Source organism: Sphingomonas cannabina (assembly GCF_021391395.1).
GTDB classification, from domain to species: Bacteria; Pseudomonadota; Alphaproteobacteria; order Sphingomonadales; family Sphingomonadaceae; genus Sphingomonas; species Sphingomonas cannabina.
The window spans coordinates 2,332,646-2,348,656 of record NZ_CP090059.1 but is presented as its reverse complement, the minus strand read 5'-3'; the positions used below and the strand labels follow the sequence as shown (position 1 = coordinate 2,348,656).

Genomic DNA, 16,011 nt, shown 5'->3' with positions numbered 1-16,011 from the left:
CGCCGAAAGACGTGGCTACGCCACCGGCCGGCGCGCGCGCAATGCCTGCGCCAGCGTGCCCTCGTCGAGATAGTCGAGCTCGCCGCCGACCGGCAGTCCGTGCGCGAGCTGGGTCACGCGCACCGGATAGGTCTCGATCCGCTCGGCGATGTAATGGGCGGTGGTCTGCCCCTCCAGCGTCGCGTTCATCGCCAGCACCACCTCGTCGATCCCGCCCGCGGCGATGCGGCGGATGAGGCTGTCGATCGCAAGGTCCTCCGGCCGCACGCCCTCCAGCGCCGACAGCCGCCCGCCGAGCACATGGAACCGCCCCGGGAACAGCCGCGAGCGCTCCAGCGCCCAGAGATCGGCGACCTCCTCGACCACGCAGAGCGACCGCGCGTCCCGGCGCGGATCGGCGCAGACGGCGCAGGGGTCGGTGGTGTCGACGTTGCCGCAGGTCGAACAGGTCGACAGCCGCTCGTTCACCGCGCTCAAGGCCGACAGCAGCGGCCCCAGCGCCGCCTCGCGCCGCTTGATGAGATGGAGCACCGCGCGCCGCGCCGAACGGGGGCCGAGCCCGGGCAGCTTGGCCAGCGCATTGGTCAGCGCCTCGATTTCGGGAGAAGCCATGTGGGAACAGATAGGGGGTTGCGCGCGCGGACGCCACGGTGTCCTGAGGCGCGATGCGGATCATCTTCATGGGAACGCCCGACTTCGCCGTGCCGACGCTCGATGCGCTGGTGGCGGCCGGGCATGACGTCATCGCCGTCTACAGCCAGCCTCCGCGCCCGGGCGGGCGCCGCGGCCAGGCACTGGTGCCCTCGCCGGTGCACGCGCGCGCCGAAGTGCTGGGCATCGGGGTACGGACGCCCACGAGTCTGCGCGATGCCGCGACGCAGGCCGATTTCGCGGCGCTGGAGGCGGACGTGGCAGTCGTCGCCGCCTACGGCCTGATCCTGCCGCGCCCCGTGCTGGATGCGCCGCGGCACGGCTGCCTCAACGTCCATGCCTCGTTGCTGCCGCGCTGGCGGGGGGCCGCGCCGATCCAGCGCGCGATCCTGGCGGGCGATGCCGAAACCGGCGTGGGGATCATGCAGATGGAAACCGGCCTCGACACCGGTCCGGTCCGCGCCGAGGCCCGCACGCCGATCGATGCCAAGACCGCCGGCGAGCTCACCGCCGAGCTCGCGGCAAAGGGCGCGGCGCTGATGGTCGAGGTGCTGGCCAGCCTCGACCGGTATCCGCCAGTGCCGCAGCCGGAGGACGGCGTCACCTACGCCGCCAAGATCGACAAGGCGGAGTGGCGGCTCGACTTCACCCAACCGGCCGAGGCGGTCGAGCGGCAGGTGCGCGCATTCAATCCGCCAGGCGCCTTCTTCGAGGTCAGGAGAGAGCGGGTCCGGGTGCTCGCTGCGGAGCTGGTGGAGGCGAGCGGGCCGGCAGCGACCGTGCTCGACGACAGGCTGACGATCGCCTGCGGAACGGGCGCGATCCGGCCGACATCGGTCCAGCGGGCCGGCCGCGGCGTCATGACGTCGGACGAGCTGCTCCGGGGCTTTGCCGTGCCGCAGGGGGCGAAGCTCGCATGACCCGTTTCGCGCTCACCATCGAATATGACGGCCGCCCCTTCATGGGCTGGCAGGTGCAGGATCATGGCCCCAGCGTACAGGAGGCGATCGAGCGGGCGGCCTATGAGGTCACCGGCGAGGAGGTGCTGGTCCAGGCCGCCGGCCGCACCGACACGGGCGTCCACGCGACGGGGATGCGCGCCCATTGCGACATCGCCAAGCCGCTTACGCCTTTCCGCCTGATGGAGGCACTCAACGCCCGCCTGCGCCCTGCCCCGATCGCGATCCTCGGCTGCGAGGTGGTGCCCGACGACTGGCACGCCCGCTTCTCCTGCATCGCGCGGCACTACGAGTACCGCATCGCCGTGCGCCGCGCGCCGCTCACCTTCGAGAAGGGGCTGGCCTGGCGTATTCACGCCCCGCTCGACGCCGCGGCGATGGCCGAGGGCGCCGCACATCTCGTCGGACGCCATGACTTCACCACCTTCCGCTCGGCGCACTGCCAGGCCGACAATCCGGTGCGCACGCTGGACCGGCTCGAGGTGGAGGCGAAGGGCGACCGCATCACCGTCCACGCCTCGGCACGCTCGTTCCTGCATCACCAGGTGCGCTCGATGGTCGGCTGCCTCGCGCTGGTCGGCCAAGGCAAGTGGCGGCCCGACGACATGCGCCGCGCGCTCGAGGCGCGCGACCGCGCCGCGCTCGGCCTCAACGCGCCGCCCGACGGGCTCTACTTCATCCGCGCCGATTATCCCTGACGGCTGAACGCCGCGGCCAGCTCGACATGGGTCGACCAGGTGAACTGGCCGACCGGCTGGACCCAGTCGAGGCGATAGCCGCCTTCGCATATGATCTTCGCATCACGCGCGAAGCTACTGGGATTACATGAAACATAGGCAATCCGTGCGGCTCGCGAGGCGGCGAGCTGCACCGCCTGCTCGCGCGCGCCGGCCCGCGGCGGATCGAGCACGATCGCGTCGAAGCGATCGAGCTCGGCCGGCACCAGCGGCCGCCTGAACAGGTCGCGGTGCTCGGCCAACACCGGTCGTCCCGCCCGCCCCGCGGCGGCCTTGAGCGCCAGCACCGCGTCACGCGCTGCCTCGGCCGCATAGAGTTTTCCAGAAAGGGCAAAGGTGAAGGTACCGAGCCCAGCGAACAGGTCGGCCGTGGCCATCGCGCCATCCACTGCTTCGCGCACCGCCGCGACCAGCGCCGCCTCGCCATGCACGGTCGCCTGGAGGAAGCTCGCCGGCGGGAACGGCACCGGCACGCCGCCGAGGGCGATCGTCACCGGCTCGGGCTCCCAGCGGACCTCCGGCCCCATCCCCTCGTCCACCGCGAACCGCGCCAGCCCGTTTCGACCGGCAAAGGCGATGATCTCCTCCGCGACCGTGAGGCTCTCGGTAATCCGCGCTTCGATCAGCACGTCCGGCCCGCGATCGGTCGACGCGAGATGCACGTTCGCCCGCCCGCGCTCCGGCATCAGCGCCGCGAGCAGCTTCCTGAGCGGTGCCAGCAGGGCGAACAACTCGGGCGCGAGCACCCAGCATTCGGCCATGTCGACGATGCGATGGCTGGCGCCCTCGGTGAAGCCGAGCAGCACCTGCCGCCCCCGCCGTTCGGCGTGAAGCGTCGCCCGGCGACGCGTGCGCGGCGGCGACAGCGCCGGCGGACGGATCGCGGCGCTCAGGCCCTGGGCCGTCAGCGCGCTCGCGATCCGGTCAAAAACGAAGGAGGAATAACTTTCTTCATCAAGATGTTGAAGCTGGCATCCGCCACACACTGGGAAATGCCGGCATGGCGGCGCCTGATGATGGGCGCCCGGCTCGACGCTGCCGTCCGGACGGATCACATCGCCGGGCGCCGCAAGCGCGACGTGGCGCCCGTCCGCGGTCACCCCGTCGCCGCGCGCTGCGACGCGCACGATCGTGTCCGTCACAGGCATTCCGCGATCGCCCGGGGAAGCGCGTCGATCAGCTCGTCCGCGATCAGCGCCGGGCCCACGATCTCGGCTGCCCGCGCGTGCAGCCACACCGCCTCCTCCGCCGATCCGCCGGCAGCGATCCGCCCGGCGACCAGCCCGGCGAGGACGTCACCCGTCCCCGCGCTCGCCAGCCATGACGGCGCGGCCGCCTCGACGACGACGCTCCCCCCGGGCGAGGCGATCACCGTGTCCGCGCCCTTGTGGACGATGGTGCAGCCGCTTGCCCCGGCCGCCGCGAGCGTACGCTCGATCTTGCCGCCCTCGCCTTCGCCGAACATGCGCGTGAACTCGCCCGAATGCGGGGTCAGCACGGTCGGCGCCTGCCGCGCCCGCAACCGGTCGACCGCGTCATTCCCGAGGATCGACAGCGCATCGCCATCCAGCACCAGCGCCCGGTCGCTCGCGATGGCCTTGTCGAGCAGGCCCGAGCCGCCGCCGCCCAGTCCCGGCCCGATGACCAGCGCGCCGATCCGCTCGTCGTCGAACAGATCTTCGACCTCGCGATGGACGAGCGCATCCGGCCCGCCCTCGGCGCCGGCGAGCACCACGTAACCCGCGCAGCGCATTGCCGCCCGCGCCGCCAGACGCGCGGCGCCCGGCATCGCGCCGGCGATCACGCCGACCATGCCGCGGCTGTATTTGTGCGCCCCCGGCTCCGGCGCGGCGAGCCTGGGGCGGGCGATCGTCCGCCAATCCGTCGCTACCGGCACGTCGATGTCGGCGAGCAGCACATGCCCGCTGCGGGCGATCCCCCGCCCCAGCACATGCTCCGGCTTCAGCGCGCCTAGCGCGACGGTGACATCGACATCGAGCCCATCCCCTTCCGTGGTGACGCCGGAGGGAATGTCGATCGCGACGACGAGCTCCGCCGCTCGCGTCAGCCGCGCCAGCGACGCTGCCACCTCGGGCACGAGGGGGCGGGTGATCCCGGTGCCGAACAGCCCGTCGACCAGCACCGGCCGGGCCGCCGCTTCGCCGAGCGGGGTCACCGCACCCGTCCACCGCGCTCGCATCCGTCCCGCCGAGCCTTCGCCCTTTCCGGGAAGCTCCGCCACGTTGACGTCATGGCCCCGCCCCGCCAGCCAGCGCGCCGCCACCCAGGCATCGCCGCCGTTGTTGCCGGGCCCGGCCAGCACCAGAATCCGCCGCCCGCCCGCCAGCCGCGCCACCTCAAGCGCGACCGACGCGCCGGCCCGCTCCATCAATTCGTCCTGCGAAACGCCGCGCGCGAAAGCCCCTTCCTCCGCAGCGCGCATCGCCGCGGCGGTGACGATCGGCGCGCCTTCCGGAATCCGCCTCATCGTTTCGGGATCGGCCCCACCGTCGCCGGCAGCCGATAGCGCGCTCCCCCGATCGCGATCTCGATCGTGCGGGGATCGACCACGCTCACCGCCGCCTGCTCCGCCCCGTCGGCCGCGACGACCCCGCGCCCGTCCCGGGTGGTGCGCAGCCGATGGAAGCCACCGCCGGGCTGATGCACCGTCAGGATCAGCCCGTCATCCGACCGCATGCGATCGATCGTGCACACGCGCGAAAATCCCTGCGCTCCCGGCGGGGCGCAATCGATGCGATCGCCCGCCGCCTGCTCGGCATTGCCGGTATCGGACGCCTGCCCGCACGCGGCGAGCAAGAGCAGGACGGCGAGGCTAGATATCCGCGTAGACATGGCGTTCGGCAGCGGCTCCCGGGTGCGTGACCGCGCCCTTGTACGCCGGACCGACCGTCTCCGAATAGCGCCACAATGCGCCCGACTGATAATCGTTGACCCGCGGCCGCCAGCGCGCCTTGCGCTCGGCGAGCACGGCCTCGTCGACCAGCAGGTCGATCGTGCCCGCCTCGGCATCGATACGGATCGGATCGCCGTCCTCGACCAGCGCGATCGGACCGCCCTCCGCCGCCTCCGGGCCGACATGGCCAATGCAGAAGCCCCGCGTCGCGCCCGAGAAGCGGCCGTCGGTGATCAGCGCGACGCTCTCGCCCATGCCGAGCCCGTAGAGCGCAGCGGTGGTCGCCAGCATCTCGCGCATCCCCGGGCCGCCCTTCGGCCCTTCGTAGCGGATCACGATCACGCAGCCCTCTGCGATGTCGCGCGCCTCGACCGCGGCAAAGGCATCCTCCTCGCAATCGAACACCCGCGCCGGCCCTTCGAACTGAAGGTGATGCAGCCCCGCGACCTTCACGATCGCGCCATCGGGCGCCAGCGAGCCGCGCAGGCCGACCACACCCCCGGTGGGCGTGATCGGGGTGCGGGCGTCGTAGATCACCTTCTGGTCGGGATTCCACGTCACCTGCTCGATATTCTCACCCAGCGTCCGGCCGGTGACGGTGATGCAGTCGCCGTGAAGCAGCCCCTCGGCAAGCAGCGTCTTCATCAGCATGTAGACCCCGCCAGCCTCGTACATATCCTTCGCGACATACTGCCCGCCCGGTTGCAGGTCTGCGCAGTAAGGCGTTGACTTGAATATCTCCGCCACGTCGAACAGGTCGAAATCGATCCCCGCCTCGTTCGCCATCGCCGGAAGGTGCAGTGCCCCGTTTGTCGAGCCGCCGGTCGCCGCGACGATACGCGCGGCATTCTCGAACGCCTCGCGCGTGCAGATGTCACGCGGACGGATGTTGGCGGCAAGCAGTTCCATCACTTGAACGCCCGCGGCATGGGCAACCTGCTCACGCGAGCTATAAGGTGCCGGCAACATATTACTGTTCGGCAAAGATAATCCGATCGCCTCACCGACGCAGGCCATCGTATTGGCGGTATATTGTCCGCCGCACGCGCCATGCCCCGGGCAGGCGACCTTCTCGAGCGCATGGACGTCCTCGATCGGGCAAGTGCCAGCGGCGTAGCGCCCTACCACCTCGAATACGTCCTTGACTGTGACGTCACGCCCCTCGAACCGGCCGGGCAGGATCGAGCCGCCATAGACGAAGATCGACGGCACATTGAGCCGCAGCATCGCCATCATCATGCCGGGCAGCGACTTGTCGCACCCCGCGAAGCCGACCAGCGCGTCGTAGCAATGGCCGCGCACGCTGAGTTCGATCGAATCGGCGATCACCTCGCGGCTGACGAGCGACGCCTTCATCCCCTGATGGCCCATCGCGATGCCGTCGGTGACGGTGATGGTGTTGAACCGGCGCGGCAGGCCCCCGCCAGCCTCCACCCCGCCGCGGCAGGCGTCCGCCTGCGGATCGAGCGCCGTATTGCACGGCGCGCTGTCGTTGCCGGCGCTGGCGATCGCGACGAACGGGCGCGCGATCTGCTCCTCGGTGAGCCCCATCGCATAATAATAGCTGCGGTGCGGAGCGCGTTCGGGCCCGACCGAGACGTGACGGCTGGGCAGGCGGGATTTGTCGAATTGATGAGCCATGACGCGGCGCCTATGTCGCGGGAAGGGCCTTCGACGCAAGGTCATTGCGCACCGCAGCGATCATTCGCGTCAAAATTTCCGTCCAGCGCGTCACGCCGGCCTCGTCGCGGATCAGGTCGTTGCGCACTTCGATGCCGACCGAAGGGGTGCCATGCCCCTCCGCATGGCGGTTGAGCGTCGCGTTGAGGATACGGCCCGAATAGGGTTCATTGTCCCCGACGATCAGCCCCTCGCTCTCCAGGAAGGCGATCGCCGGCGTGGCGGCGCGGCGGTCACGGTTGGAGAGGATGCCGATCTCCCAGCGCCGCTCGGGCGCATTGCCGCTCTCGAGCCTCGGCGTGAAGCTGTGGATGCCTAGGATCAGCCGCGGCCGCCTTGCCCGCACCTCGGCCGCGACGGCGCGGTGATAGGGCGCGTGGAAGCGGGCGATGCGCTCGAAACGGTCGACGGCGCCGTTGCCCAGGATGGCATGGCCGTCGCTGGCGGCCGGGATGAGGGTCGGATGATCGACTTCGCGATTGAGGTCGATCACCAGGCGCGAGACGGTGGCGAGTACCGCCGGGGCGCCGATGGCGGCCGCAAGCGCGCGTGTGAGCGGCCCCGCGCCGATGTCGATCGCGATGTGGCGGTCGAGCAGGTCGGACGCGACGCCGAGGTCGATGCCGGACGGAATGGCGTTGGAGGCATGGTCACAGAGCAGCAGCACGTCGCCGCTGCCGGGCAGGATCTCGGGGTTCATCGCTTGCGCTCACGAAAGGCGGTCAGCCGCTCGGCGAACTCGGCGCCGCCGAATGCGGCATCGAAATCGCGGGCAACTGCAGGGGAATGCGGATCGGCGAGCGTCCGCTTCAGCATCCGCACCGCATCGGGCGCGAGCGTCGCGATGCGCTCGGCGAAGGAGTCCGCGGCGATCAAAGCGTCGGGCGCGCGCAGCTCGGCCAGGCCGATACGATATGCTTCGTCGGCGTCGATCGGATCGGCGACGAGCAGCATCCGCGCCGCCTGCCCGCGCCCGACCCTGCCGATCAGCCGGGCGACGTCCTCGCCCGGATAGCCGATTCCCAGTTTGGCCGGCGTGGTCGCGAACACCGCGCCGTCCCCGGCGATCCTGAAGTCCGCGGCAAGCGCCAATGCGACCGCGGCGCCATAGCACCCGCCATCCACCGCCGCGACCACCGGCATCGGCAGCGCCGCCACCGCTTCGATCCCGGCGCGCATCGCTTCGCGGAAGGCGGTCCTGGCCGGCGGATCGGAGGCGAGCGCCCCCAGATCGGCAAGATCGGCACCGGCGGAAAAGCTCCCCGGCACTGCCGAGGAGAGGATCACGGCGCGGACGTCGGATCGACCGACCTCGGCGACGACATCGCGCAGCATCAGCCAGCCGGCAGTCGGAATCGCGTTACGCTGCGCCGGCCGATCGAGCGTGATCCGGGCAATGGCGCCGTCGCGCGACCAGGTGATCATGCGGCGCCCCGGAGGGCGGGAGATGGCGCGCGGACAGACCGTAGGCCATCGGCGGACGGCTCGCTCCCGGCGTCTGATCCGCTGTCGATGATTACAGCAAGCGCCATGCCAATCACCTCCGCCCTCTGCGGGAGGTCGATGAGCACGCCGATACGTACCGAAGAGAGACAGAGAAGTGTCACGAGAGGATCGTTTCGAGACACCACCAGCCCGGCCGCGCGGCCCGAATGGCGGCGGCGGCGTGGCTGCGCGCGGCGGCATCGGCGCACAGCGCAAAACAGGTCGCGCCAGAACCCGACATGCGGACGAGGAGCATCCCCGGCTGCGCGGCGAGCAGTTCCAGCACCTCGCCGATCGCGGGCGCCACCGCGCGGGCTGGCGACTCCAGGTCGTTGCGCCCCTCGCTCGCGATCACAGACGCATCGCCGACCGGCAGCGCCCCCCGGTCTACACCGTCCCAGCGCGCGAACACCTCGCGCGTCGCGACTGCCACACCGGGGTTGACCAGCAGCACCGGCGCGCCCTGCAGTCCGCCAACCGGCTCCAGCCGTTCGCCCCTGCCCCGTCCGATCGCGGTGCGGCCCAACAGGCAGGCAGGGACATCCGACCCCAGCTCGGCCGCAATATCCGCGAGCATCGCCGGATCGATGCCCGTCCGCTGCGCCAGCGCCCGCAGCATCGCGGCGGCATCGGCCGAGCCGCCGCCGAGTCCCGAGGCGACTGGCAGGCGCTTGACCAACTCGGTGCGAAGCGGCGGCAACGGCCCGAACGCAGCGGAGAAGGCCTCGGCGGCCCGCGTGACGAGGTTGTCGTCCTCCCGCGCCAACGCCTCGGCAAACGGCCCCGTGACGGTGAACGACGGCGCCTCGGCATCGCTCAGGCGCAGCTCGTCGCCAAATTCGGTGAAGGCGAACAGCGTCTCCAGTTCATGATAACCGTCCTCGCGCCGGGCGCGGACGTGGAGGGCGAGGTTGAGCTTGGCCCGCGCAGGCTCGACGATCATCGCCGTCACTTGAGTCCGGCAGAGAGCTTGCCCGACAGCCGCGCCGCATCCTCGCTCCCGGCGTGGACCGACGCTGCCCGCCACGCGTAGCGCGCCTCGTAGCGGCGGCCGAGCCGCCAATAGGCATCGCCGAGATGCTCCTGGATGGTGACGTCCGCCGGCTCGGCCCGCGCCGCACGTTCAAGCAGCGGCATCGCCCTGGTGAGATCGCCGGTCTGGACATAGGCCCAGCCGAGCGAATCGGCGATCGCGGCGTCGTTGGGCTCGAGCTTGACCGCGCGCTCCAGCATGGCGCGGGCGCCGGCGACATTCTCGCCCCGAACGAGCTGCGCATAACCCAGATAATTGAGCGCCACCGCCTGGTCGGGCGCCAGTGCCACCGCCTTCTCGAGCAACGGCCTGGCCTCGGCCCAACGGCCCGCCTGCTCCAGCGCGCCGCCGCGCTGGAGATAGAGAATCCAGCCGGGACTGCCTTCCACCCGCGTCATCGCCTGGGCATAGGCATCGGCGGCCTCGCCGTAACGCCCGGCTGCCACCAGCATGTCGCCGTAACGCTGCATGTCCTCGGCGTCGGCGCCTTTGGCATGCGCGACCGCAGCGGCGGTCTCCAGCGCCCGGCGGTCCTCGCCCGCGCGATCAAGCACCGTCACCTTGGCCGTCAGCGCTGGGGCGGCATAGATCGATTCGGGTCCCACCTCGTCGAGCAGGGTGATCGCCCGCCGCTCCGCACCGTCGGCGGAGAGGGCGTCGGCGAGGATCAGCCGGGCGCGATCATCCTGCGGATCGAGCAGCATCGCCGCGCGGCCCAGCACGATCGCCAGCGGCCGCGCCTCGCCCCGGACCAGATCGGCGGCGAGACGTGTGAAGAGCCGCGACACCCCGAACGCCGCGCTCGGCTCCACGCCGTCGCCCAGCCGCTCCCGCAGCGCCGTCAACACGCGATCGTCGCCGGCGATCACCGCCCGGGCCAGATCATCACGGCCGCCATGGGCGAGGAGCTCGGCGGCATTGACGCGAAGATCGAGGTTGCCAGCGCTGGCGCCGAGCAGGATACGCAGCTCGGTCACACCATCATCGATCTTGCCGCCCGCGATCAGCAGCAAGATGCGATTCTCGGCATTGAAGCGCCGGGCAAGGCCGCTGTCGCCCTTGTCCAGCAGCTTGGCGGCCCCGGCATCGCCGCGGTCGAACGCGACCCAGGCCTTGATCACCGGTCCCAGGAACTCGAGCGGTCCATTGGCCATCCGGTCGGCGGCGGCATTGGCCGCTTCCCAGTCGCGCGCGGCGACCGCGTCGGCGGCAGCGAGCACGGCGGTGTCGGCCGGCGCCACGCCCGCCGACTGCAGCACCGCGACCGCCTGCCGCGCCAGCGCCAGGTCGCCCGCCGCCAGCGCCTCGCGATAGGCGCGGATCGCCACCACCGGATTGCTGGGCGATCCCGCCAACGCCGCGCCATAGGCGGCCGAGGCGGCCTCCACCGCGCCGTCGGCGTCGGCGGCGCGCGCCTTGACGTAGGCCGCGAGCGACTGCGGCACGTCGGCATGGGCCGGCACCGCGATGAACGCCGCGGCGATACCGGAAAGAAGGACGCTACATGTTCGGATAATTCGGCCCTCCGCCGCCTTCGGGGACCACCCAGTTGATGTTCTGGGTCGGGTCCTTGATGTCACACGTCTTGCAGTGGACGCAGTTCTGCGCGTTGATCACGAACCGCGGCTCGCCCACGTCCTCGCCCACCACCTCGTAAACGCCTGCCGGGCAATAGCGCTGCGCCGGCTCGTCGAACAGCGGCAGATCATAGGCGATCGGAATATCCGGATCGCGCAGCGTCAGATGGACCGGCTGGTCCTCCTCGTGGTTGGTGTTCGACAGGAACACCGAGGAGAGCCGATCGAACGTCAGCACGCCGTCCGGCTTGGGATAGACGATCGGCTTGACCAGGTCCTTGCGCCACAGCGTCTCGTTGTCGGGATGGTGGTGCATCGTGAACGGCACCTTGATGCCCCAATGCTCCAGCCACATGGTGATGCCCGACAGGCCGGAGCCGATGAAGTCCCCGAACTTCTTGACCAGAGGCGCCACGTTGCGGACGACCGACAGCTCCTTCTTGACCCAGCTGGTCTCGAACGCCTCCGGATAGGCCATCAGCTCGTCGTGCGCCCGCCCCGCCTGGATCGCCGCAAAGGCCGCCTCCGCCGCCATCATCGCCGACTTGATCGCGGTATGGCTGCCCTTGATCCGCGGCACGTTGAGGAAGCCCGCGCTGTCGCCGATCAGCGCGCCGCCCGGGAACACCAGCTTCGGGATCGACTGCAGCCCCCCGTCGCTGATCGCCCGCGCGCCGTAGGAGACACGCTTGCCGCCCGCCAATATCTCCGCGATCGCCGGATGCGTCTTCCAGCGCTGCATCTCCTGGAACGGCGAGAGATAGGGATTGGTGTAGTTGAGCCAAGTGACGAACCCGAGCGCGACCTGCCCATTCGCCTGATGGTAGAGGAACCCGCCGCCGTTCGAGCCCTTGACCTCGCTGAGCGGCCAGCCCTGGGTGTGGATCACCCGCCCCGGCACGTGCTTGCCCGGATCGATGTCCCACAGCTCCTTGACGCCGAGGCCGTAGATCTGCGGGTCGCTGTCCTTCGCAAGGTCGAAGGTACGGATCAGCTCCTTGGTCAGATGCCCGCGGCACCCCTCGCCGAGGAACGTGTATTTGGCATGAAGCTCCAGCCCCGGCTGGTAATCCGGCTTGTGCGTGCCGTCGCGCGCGACGCCCATGTCGCCGGTGGCGACGCCCTTCACCGATCCGTCGTCGTTGAACAGCACCTCCGCGGCCGCGAAGCCGGGGAATATCTCGACGCCGAGCTCCCCCGCTTGTTCCGCCAGCCAGCGGCAGAGGTTGCCGAGGCTGCCGGTATAGGTCCCCTTGTTGTGCATGAACGGCGGCGTCAGCAGGTGCGGCAGCGCGAACTTGCCCTTCCTGCCAAGGATCCAGTGCTGGTTGTCCGTCACCGGTACCTCGGCGAGCGGGCAGCCCTTGTCGCGCCAGTCGGGGATCAGCTCGTCGAGCCCGCGCGGATCGACCACCGCGCCCGACAGGATGTGCGCACCGACCTCCGATCCCTTCTCCAGCACGCACACGCTGAGCTCGGCGCCGGCCTCGTTGGCGAGCTGCTTGAGCCGGATCGCCGCCGACAGCCCCGCCGGCCCGGCGCCGACGATCACCACGTCGTAAGGCATCGACTCGCGTTCAGCCATCATCGTCTCCCGCCGGGACTTGGGACGACCCCTGTCGTCGCGTCGCGGCAACGTCTTGTCCTCGCTCCGGTTTGGGCAGATTGACGGCTGCGTCAAGCTAGGATTCTAATGGATGGCGATGGGGGCGGACCAGCATCACGATTGGCAGGAGCTCGCGCAGAGCGCGCTCGATTGGTGGCGAGAGGCGGGCGTCGACACGCTCGTCGCCGACCAGCCGCGCGACTGGCGCGTCCAGGCGACGGCGATTGCCGCTACGGCCGCCGCGCCTCTGCCGGCGGAAGCGGAAGCGACGGCCGCGCCGCTTCCCGCTACGCTCGAAAGCTTCGTCGCCTGGCGCACCGGCCCCGATGCGCCCGAGGCCGGCTGGGGAATGCCCCTGCTCGCACCCGAAGGCGATCCGGCGGCCGATCTGATGATCGTCGTCGACTGCCCGGAGGGCGAAGCGCTGCTCGACGGCGCTCCCGGTCGCCTGTTCGACCGGATGCTCGCCGCGATCGGCCGCGACCGCGCGAGCATCCATCTCGCCGCGCTCGCCCTCGCCCGCCCGGTCGGCGGCCGCCTGCCGCCCGAGATGCTGCCCGAGCTCACGACGCTCCTGCGCCACCACATCGCCCTCGCCGCCCCGAAACGGCTGCTCGTGGCCGGTTCAGCGGCGAGCCGTGCCTTGATCGGGACGGACAGTGCGCGGGCCCGTGGAAGTTTAAGATCGGTTAACCTTGAAGTCGGCACGGTGGACGCGGTCGTGAGCTGGCACCCGCGTTTCCTCCTGGAGCGGCCAGCAGCCAAGGCGGAAGCCTGGAGGGACTTGCAGTTGCTTATGGGGGGATTGCGCTGATGCGCTCCGCGTTCCTGATTGCCATTGCCGCGATGACCCTGCCGGCGGTCGCCCATGCCGGCGCAGAGCCGGCGATCACTGCTGCCGGCGCAGAGCCGGCGGCCGCTTCCGATGCGGCGCCAGAGCAGCGCTACGCCACCACTTCCGCCGCGCCGCAGGGCGACGGCATTCCCGACCAGCTCGATGCCGGCCAGCGCTCCGCCTATCGCGCGGTGTTCGCCGCGATCCGCGAAAGCCGCTGGACCGACGCCCAGATTCAGCTCGACGCGATGAAGCCGGGCCCGCTCCACGCCTTCGCCCGTGCCCAGCTCTACACCGCCAAGGGCTCGCCCAAGGTCGACGTCTCGCAGCTCACCCAGCTCCTCGCCGACGCGCCCGAGCTGCCGCAGGCGCCGCAGATCGCGCGACTTGCCCAGGCCCGCGGCGCGATCGACCTGCCCGCGCTCCCGACTGCGCAGCAGCTCATCTGGTATGACGGCGCCCCCAATCGCCGGCGCGTGAAGTCGACTGCCCGTAGCGATGCCGCCGCCGCCGAGCTCGCCCGCACGATGCAGCCGCTGATCAAGGCCGATCGCGGCGCCGAGGCCGAAGCGCTGGTCGAGGCCAAGGCGAACGAGCTCACGCCCGAGGCGCTGACCGAGTGGCGTCAGAAGGTTGCCTGGATCTACTACGTCTCGAACGACGACGCGTCCGCTCGCCGGGTTGCCGCGCTCGCGCAGACGGGGAGCGGCGACTGGGCCGCGCCGGCCGACTGGGTCGCCGGCCTCGCCGCCTGGCGCAGCCGCGACTATCCTGCCGCCGCGATCGCCTTCGCCAGCGTCGCCCAGCGCGCCGCCGATACCGACCTGCGCGCCGCCGGCCTCTATTGGGCTTCGCGCGCCGACATGGCCTCGGGCCGTCCGGACCTCGTCCAGGGCCGACTCCAGAACGCCGCGCAATATGTCGAGACCTTCTACGGCCAGCTCGCCCGCGAATCGCTCGGCATCGACGCCCGCACCGCTGCGCCCGGCGAGAAGACCACCGCCGAGGACTGGCAGCTGCTCGAGCGCCGCCCCAACGTCCGCGTCGCCGCGGCACTGGCCGAGATCGGCGAGACGGACCTCGCCGACGACGTGATCCGCCAGCAGGCCCGTATCGGCAACCCGGCCGAATATGCCGCGCTGACCCGCCTCGCCGGCCGCCTCAACCTGCCCGCGACCCAGCTCTGGATGTCGCACAACGGTCCCGTCGGCGCGCATCCGGCGATCGCCGCCCGCTATCCGATGCCGAACTGGACGCCGGATGGCGGCTGGCGCGTCGACAAGGCGCTGGTCTACGCCCACACTCTCCAGGAATCGCGCTTCCGCATCGGCGTGGTGAGCCCTGCCGGCGCCTATGGCCTGATGCAGATCATGCCGGCGGCCGCGACCGACATTGCCCGCGCCAAGGGTCTCGCCGGGCTCGACCGCGCGTCGCTCACCCGGCCCTCGACCAACATGGAAGTGGGGCAGAGCTATCTCGAGCAGCTCCGCGACCAGCCCTGCACCCAGGGCCTGCTCCCTAAGGTGATCGCCGCCTACAACGCCGGCCCGCTGCCGGTCGCGATGTGGAACACGCAGATGCGCGACGGCGGCGATCCGCTGCTCTACATCGAATCGATCCCCTATTGGGAAACGCGCGGCTACGTGCTGACGGTGCTGCGCAACTACTGGATGTACGAAGCGCAGGCCGGCAAGCACTCCGCCAGCCGGGCGGCGCTGGCGCAGGGGCTGTGGCCCAAGTTCCCCGGCATGAGCGGCGCAAGCGCGGTGCGCGTGGCCGCGCGTCCAGGCGGCGTCCTGCCGGCGAAGCCCGTCGCGCCGGTCACCTATTCCGAGGCTATCTCCGCGCTCACCCGTGCCGATTGACGAGACGTCGATTGACGAGACGGGGGCGTTCCGGCCGGTCCGGATCGCGGTGCTCACCGTATCGGATACCCGTACGCCTGACACCGACCGCTCAGGCGACGCGCTGGTCGAACGGCTGACCGCTGCCGGCCACGAGCTCGCCGACCGCCTGATCGTGCCCGACGACGTCGCCGCGATCACCGCCAGGCTCGCCGCCTGGATCGACGACCCCGAGGTCGACTGCGTGATCACCACCGGCGGCACCGGCGTCACCGGCCGCGACGTCACGCCCGAAGCGCTGGAGCGGGTGCAGGACAAGCCGATCCCCGGCTTCGGCGAGCTGTTCCGCCTGCTGAGCTATCAGAAGATCGGCACCTCGACGGTACAGTCGCGCGCCTGCGCCTGCGTCGCGCGTGGCACCTACATCTTCGCCCTCCCCGGCTCGACCGGCGCTGTCCGCGACGGCTGGGACGGCATCCTCGCCAGCCAGCTCGACATCCGCCACAAGCCCTGCAATTTCGTCGAGCTGATGCCGCGGCTGAAGGAGCGGTAGAAGCGGCTGGATCGTGCTCCTGCGAAAGCAGGAGCCCTGGCCGCATCCATAACCGTAGTCATGCCGGGCCCGACCCAGCATGACGACGACTTCTGGGGCATCGAATCCGCCAATCTCAAGCATCAAATCATAAACGG

The 16,011-nt window shown here is 70.6% G+C and carries 15 protein-coding genes; 5 read left to right on the top strand and 10 right to left on the bottom strand.

The genetic code is table 11. From position 1 onward, the window contains the following. Nucleotides 1-15: 15 nt before the first annotated feature. Nucleotides 16-612 carry a recombination mediator RecR gene (gene recR / locus LZK98_RS11040; protein ID WP_233782350.1) on the bottom strand — a complete coding sequence of 199 codons (597 nt, stop codon included), beginning with the start codon at nt 610-612 and terminating at the stop codon, nt 16-18. A 53-nt stretch (nt 613-665) separates the two neighbouring features. Between recR and fmt the strand changes: the two genes are divergently transcribed. Together fmt and truA are read left to right on the top strand one after the other, a co-directional pair. Continuing rightward, entirely contained in the window at nt 666-1,571 is a 906-nt protein-coding gene (gene fmt, locus LZK98_RS11035) for a methionyl-tRNA formyltransferase (protein ID WP_233782349.1), read from the top strand. Beyond that, nucleotides 1,568-2,308 (top strand): tRNA pseudouridine(38-40) synthase TruA, encoded by a 741-nt coding sequence (truA, locus tag LZK98_RS11030; protein ID WP_233782348.1) that lies wholly within the window; start codon nt 1,568-1,570, stop codon nt 2,306-2,308. The genes fmt and truA overlap by 4 nt, the downstream gene beginning before the upstream one ends. On the opposite strand, the gene LZK98_RS11025 is transcribed toward truA, so the two are convergent. From LZK98_RS11025 to LZK98_RS10985, 9 genes are all read right to left on the bottom strand, one after another. Next, a complete protein-coding gene (locus tag LZK98_RS11025; protein WP_406693338.1) occupies nt 2,299-3,495 on the bottom strand; it encodes a class I SAM-dependent RNA methyltransferase in 1,197 nt (398 codons plus the stop codon). The genes truA and LZK98_RS11025 overlap by 10 nt on opposite strands. Then, nucleotides 3,486-4,835 carry an NAD(P)H-hydrate epimerase gene (locus tag LZK98_RS11020; RefSeq protein ID WP_233782346.1) on the bottom strand — a complete coding sequence of 450 codons (1,350 nt, stop codon included), beginning with the start codon at nt 4,833-4,835 and terminating at the stop codon, nt 3,486-3,488. Before LZK98_RS11020 ends, LZK98_RS11025 begins: the two co-directional genes overlap by 10 nt. After that, nucleotides 4,832-5,200: a hypothetical protein gene (locus LZK98_RS11015; protein ID WP_233782345.1), complete on the bottom strand. Its 369-nt coding sequence runs from the start codon at nt 5,198-5,200 to the stop codon at nt 4,832-4,834. Before LZK98_RS11015 ends, LZK98_RS11020 begins: the two co-directional genes overlap by 4 nt. Then, nucleotides 5,181-6,902, bottom strand: coding sequence for a dihydroxy-acid dehydratase (ilvD, locus tag LZK98_RS11010; protein ID WP_233782344.1), 1,722 nt, complete (start codon nt 6,900-6,902; stop codon nt 5,181-5,183). Before ilvD ends, LZK98_RS11015 begins: the two co-directional genes overlap by 20 nt. Nucleotides 6,903-6,912: 10 nt before the next feature. Continuing rightward, entirely contained in the window at nt 6,913-7,641 is a 729-nt protein-coding gene (locus LZK98_RS11005) for an N-formylglutamate amidohydrolase (protein ID WP_233782343.1), read from the bottom strand. Further along, a complete protein-coding gene (locus tag LZK98_RS11000) occupies nt 7,638-8,366 on the bottom strand; it encodes an enoyl-CoA hydratase/isomerase family protein (protein WP_233782342.1) in 729 nt (242 codons plus the stop codon). The genes LZK98_RS11005 and LZK98_RS11000 overlap by 4 nt, the downstream gene beginning before the upstream one ends. 178 nt (nt 8,367-8,544) lie before the next feature. Further along, complete coding sequence (locus tag LZK98_RS10995) at nt 8,545-9,369, bottom strand: 4-(cytidine 5'-diphospho)-2-C-methyl-D-erythritol kinase (protein ID WP_233786566.1); 825 nt, start codon at nt 9,367-9,369, stop codon at nt 8,545-8,547. Nucleotides 9,370-9,374: 5 nt separating this feature from the next. After that, a complete protein-coding gene (locus LZK98_RS10990; protein WP_233782341.1) occupies nt 9,375-10,922 on the bottom strand; it encodes a tetratricopeptide repeat protein in 1,548 nt (515 codons plus the stop codon). Nucleotides 10,923-10,959: 37 nt separating this feature from the next. Then, on the bottom strand, nt 10,960-12,621 hold the full coding sequence (locus LZK98_RS10985; RefSeq protein ID WP_233782340.1) for an electron transfer flavoprotein-ubiquinone oxidoreductase: 1,662 nt from the start codon (nt 12,619-12,621) through the stop codon (nt 10,960-10,962). 112 nt (nt 12,622-12,733) lie between these two features. Between LZK98_RS10985 and LZK98_RS10980 the strand changes: the two genes are divergently transcribed. Genes LZK98_RS10980 through moaB form a run of 3 tightly spaced genes read left to right on the top strand, consistent with a single transcriptional unit; the run spans nt 12,734 to nt 15,874 of the window. Then, nucleotides 12,734-13,456: a uracil-DNA glycosylase family protein gene (locus LZK98_RS10980; RefSeq protein ID WP_319937486.1), complete on the top strand. Its 723-nt coding sequence runs from the start codon at nt 12,734-12,736 to the stop codon at nt 13,454-13,456. Further along, nucleotides 13,456-15,342 carry a lytic transglycosylase domain-containing protein gene (locus tag LZK98_RS10975; RefSeq protein ID WP_233782339.1) on the top strand — a complete coding sequence of 629 codons (1,887 nt, stop codon included), beginning with the start codon at nt 13,456-13,458 and terminating at the stop codon, nt 15,340-15,342. Before LZK98_RS10980 ends, LZK98_RS10975 begins: the two co-directional genes overlap by 1 nt. Then, a complete protein-coding gene (gene moaB / locus LZK98_RS10970; RefSeq protein ID WP_233786564.1) occupies nt 15,338-15,874 on the top strand; it encodes a molybdenum cofactor biosynthesis protein B in 537 nt (178 codons plus the stop codon). Before LZK98_RS10975 ends, moaB begins: the two co-directional genes overlap by 5 nt. Nucleotides 15,875-16,011 lie beyond the last annotated feature (137 nt).

Excerpts from the sequence above, each read along its gene's own strand:
- recR (WP_233782350.1), bottom strand. The coding sequence starts at position 612 with ATGGCTTCTCCCGAAATCGAGGCGCTGACCAATGCGCTGGCCAAGCTG.
- fmt (WP_233782349.1), top strand. The coding sequence starts at position 666 with ATGCGGATCATCTTCATGGGAACGCCCGACTTCGCCGTGCCGACGCTC.
- truA (WP_233782348.1), top strand. The coding sequence starts at position 1,568 with ATGACCCGTTTCGCGCTCACCATCGAATATGACGGCCGCCCCTTCATG.
- LZK98_RS11025 (WP_406693338.1), bottom strand. The coding sequence starts at position 3,495 with ATGCCTGTGACGGACACGATCGTGCGCGTCGCAGCGCGCGGCGACGGG.
- LZK98_RS11020 (WP_233782346.1), bottom strand. The coding sequence starts at position 4,835 with ATGAGGCGGATTCCGGAAGGCGCGCCGATCGTCACCGCCGCGGCGATG.
- LZK98_RS11015 (WP_233782345.1), bottom strand. The coding sequence starts at position 5,200 with ATGTCTACGCGGATATCTAGCCTCGCCGTCCTGCTCTTGCTCGCCGCG.
- ilvD (WP_233782344.1), bottom strand. The coding sequence starts at position 6,902 with ATGGCTCATCAATTCGACAAATCCCGCCTGCCCAGCCGTCACGTCTCG.
- LZK98_RS11005 (WP_233782343.1), bottom strand. The coding sequence starts at position 7,641 with ATGAACCCCGAGATCCTGCCCGGCAGCGGCGACGTGCTGCTGCTCTGT.
- LZK98_RS11000 (WP_233782342.1), bottom strand. The coding sequence starts at position 8,366 with ATGATCACCTGGTCGCGCGACGGCGCCATTGCCCGGATCACGCTCGAT.
- LZK98_RS10995 (WP_233786566.1), bottom strand. The coding sequence starts at position 9,369 with ATGATCGTCGAGCCTGCGCGGGCCAAGCTCAACCTCGCCCTCCACGTC.
- LZK98_RS10985 (WP_233782340.1), bottom strand. The coding sequence starts at position 12,621 with ATGGCTGAACGCGAGTCGATGCCTTACGACGTGGTGATCGTCGGCGCC.
- LZK98_RS10980 (WP_319937486.1), top strand. The coding sequence starts at position 12,734 with ATGGCGATGGGGGCGGACCAGCATCACGATTGGCAGGAGCTCGCGCAG.
- LZK98_RS10975 (WP_233782339.1), top strand. The coding sequence starts at position 13,456 with ATGCGCTCCGCGTTCCTGATTGCCATTGCCGCGATGACCCTGCCGGCG.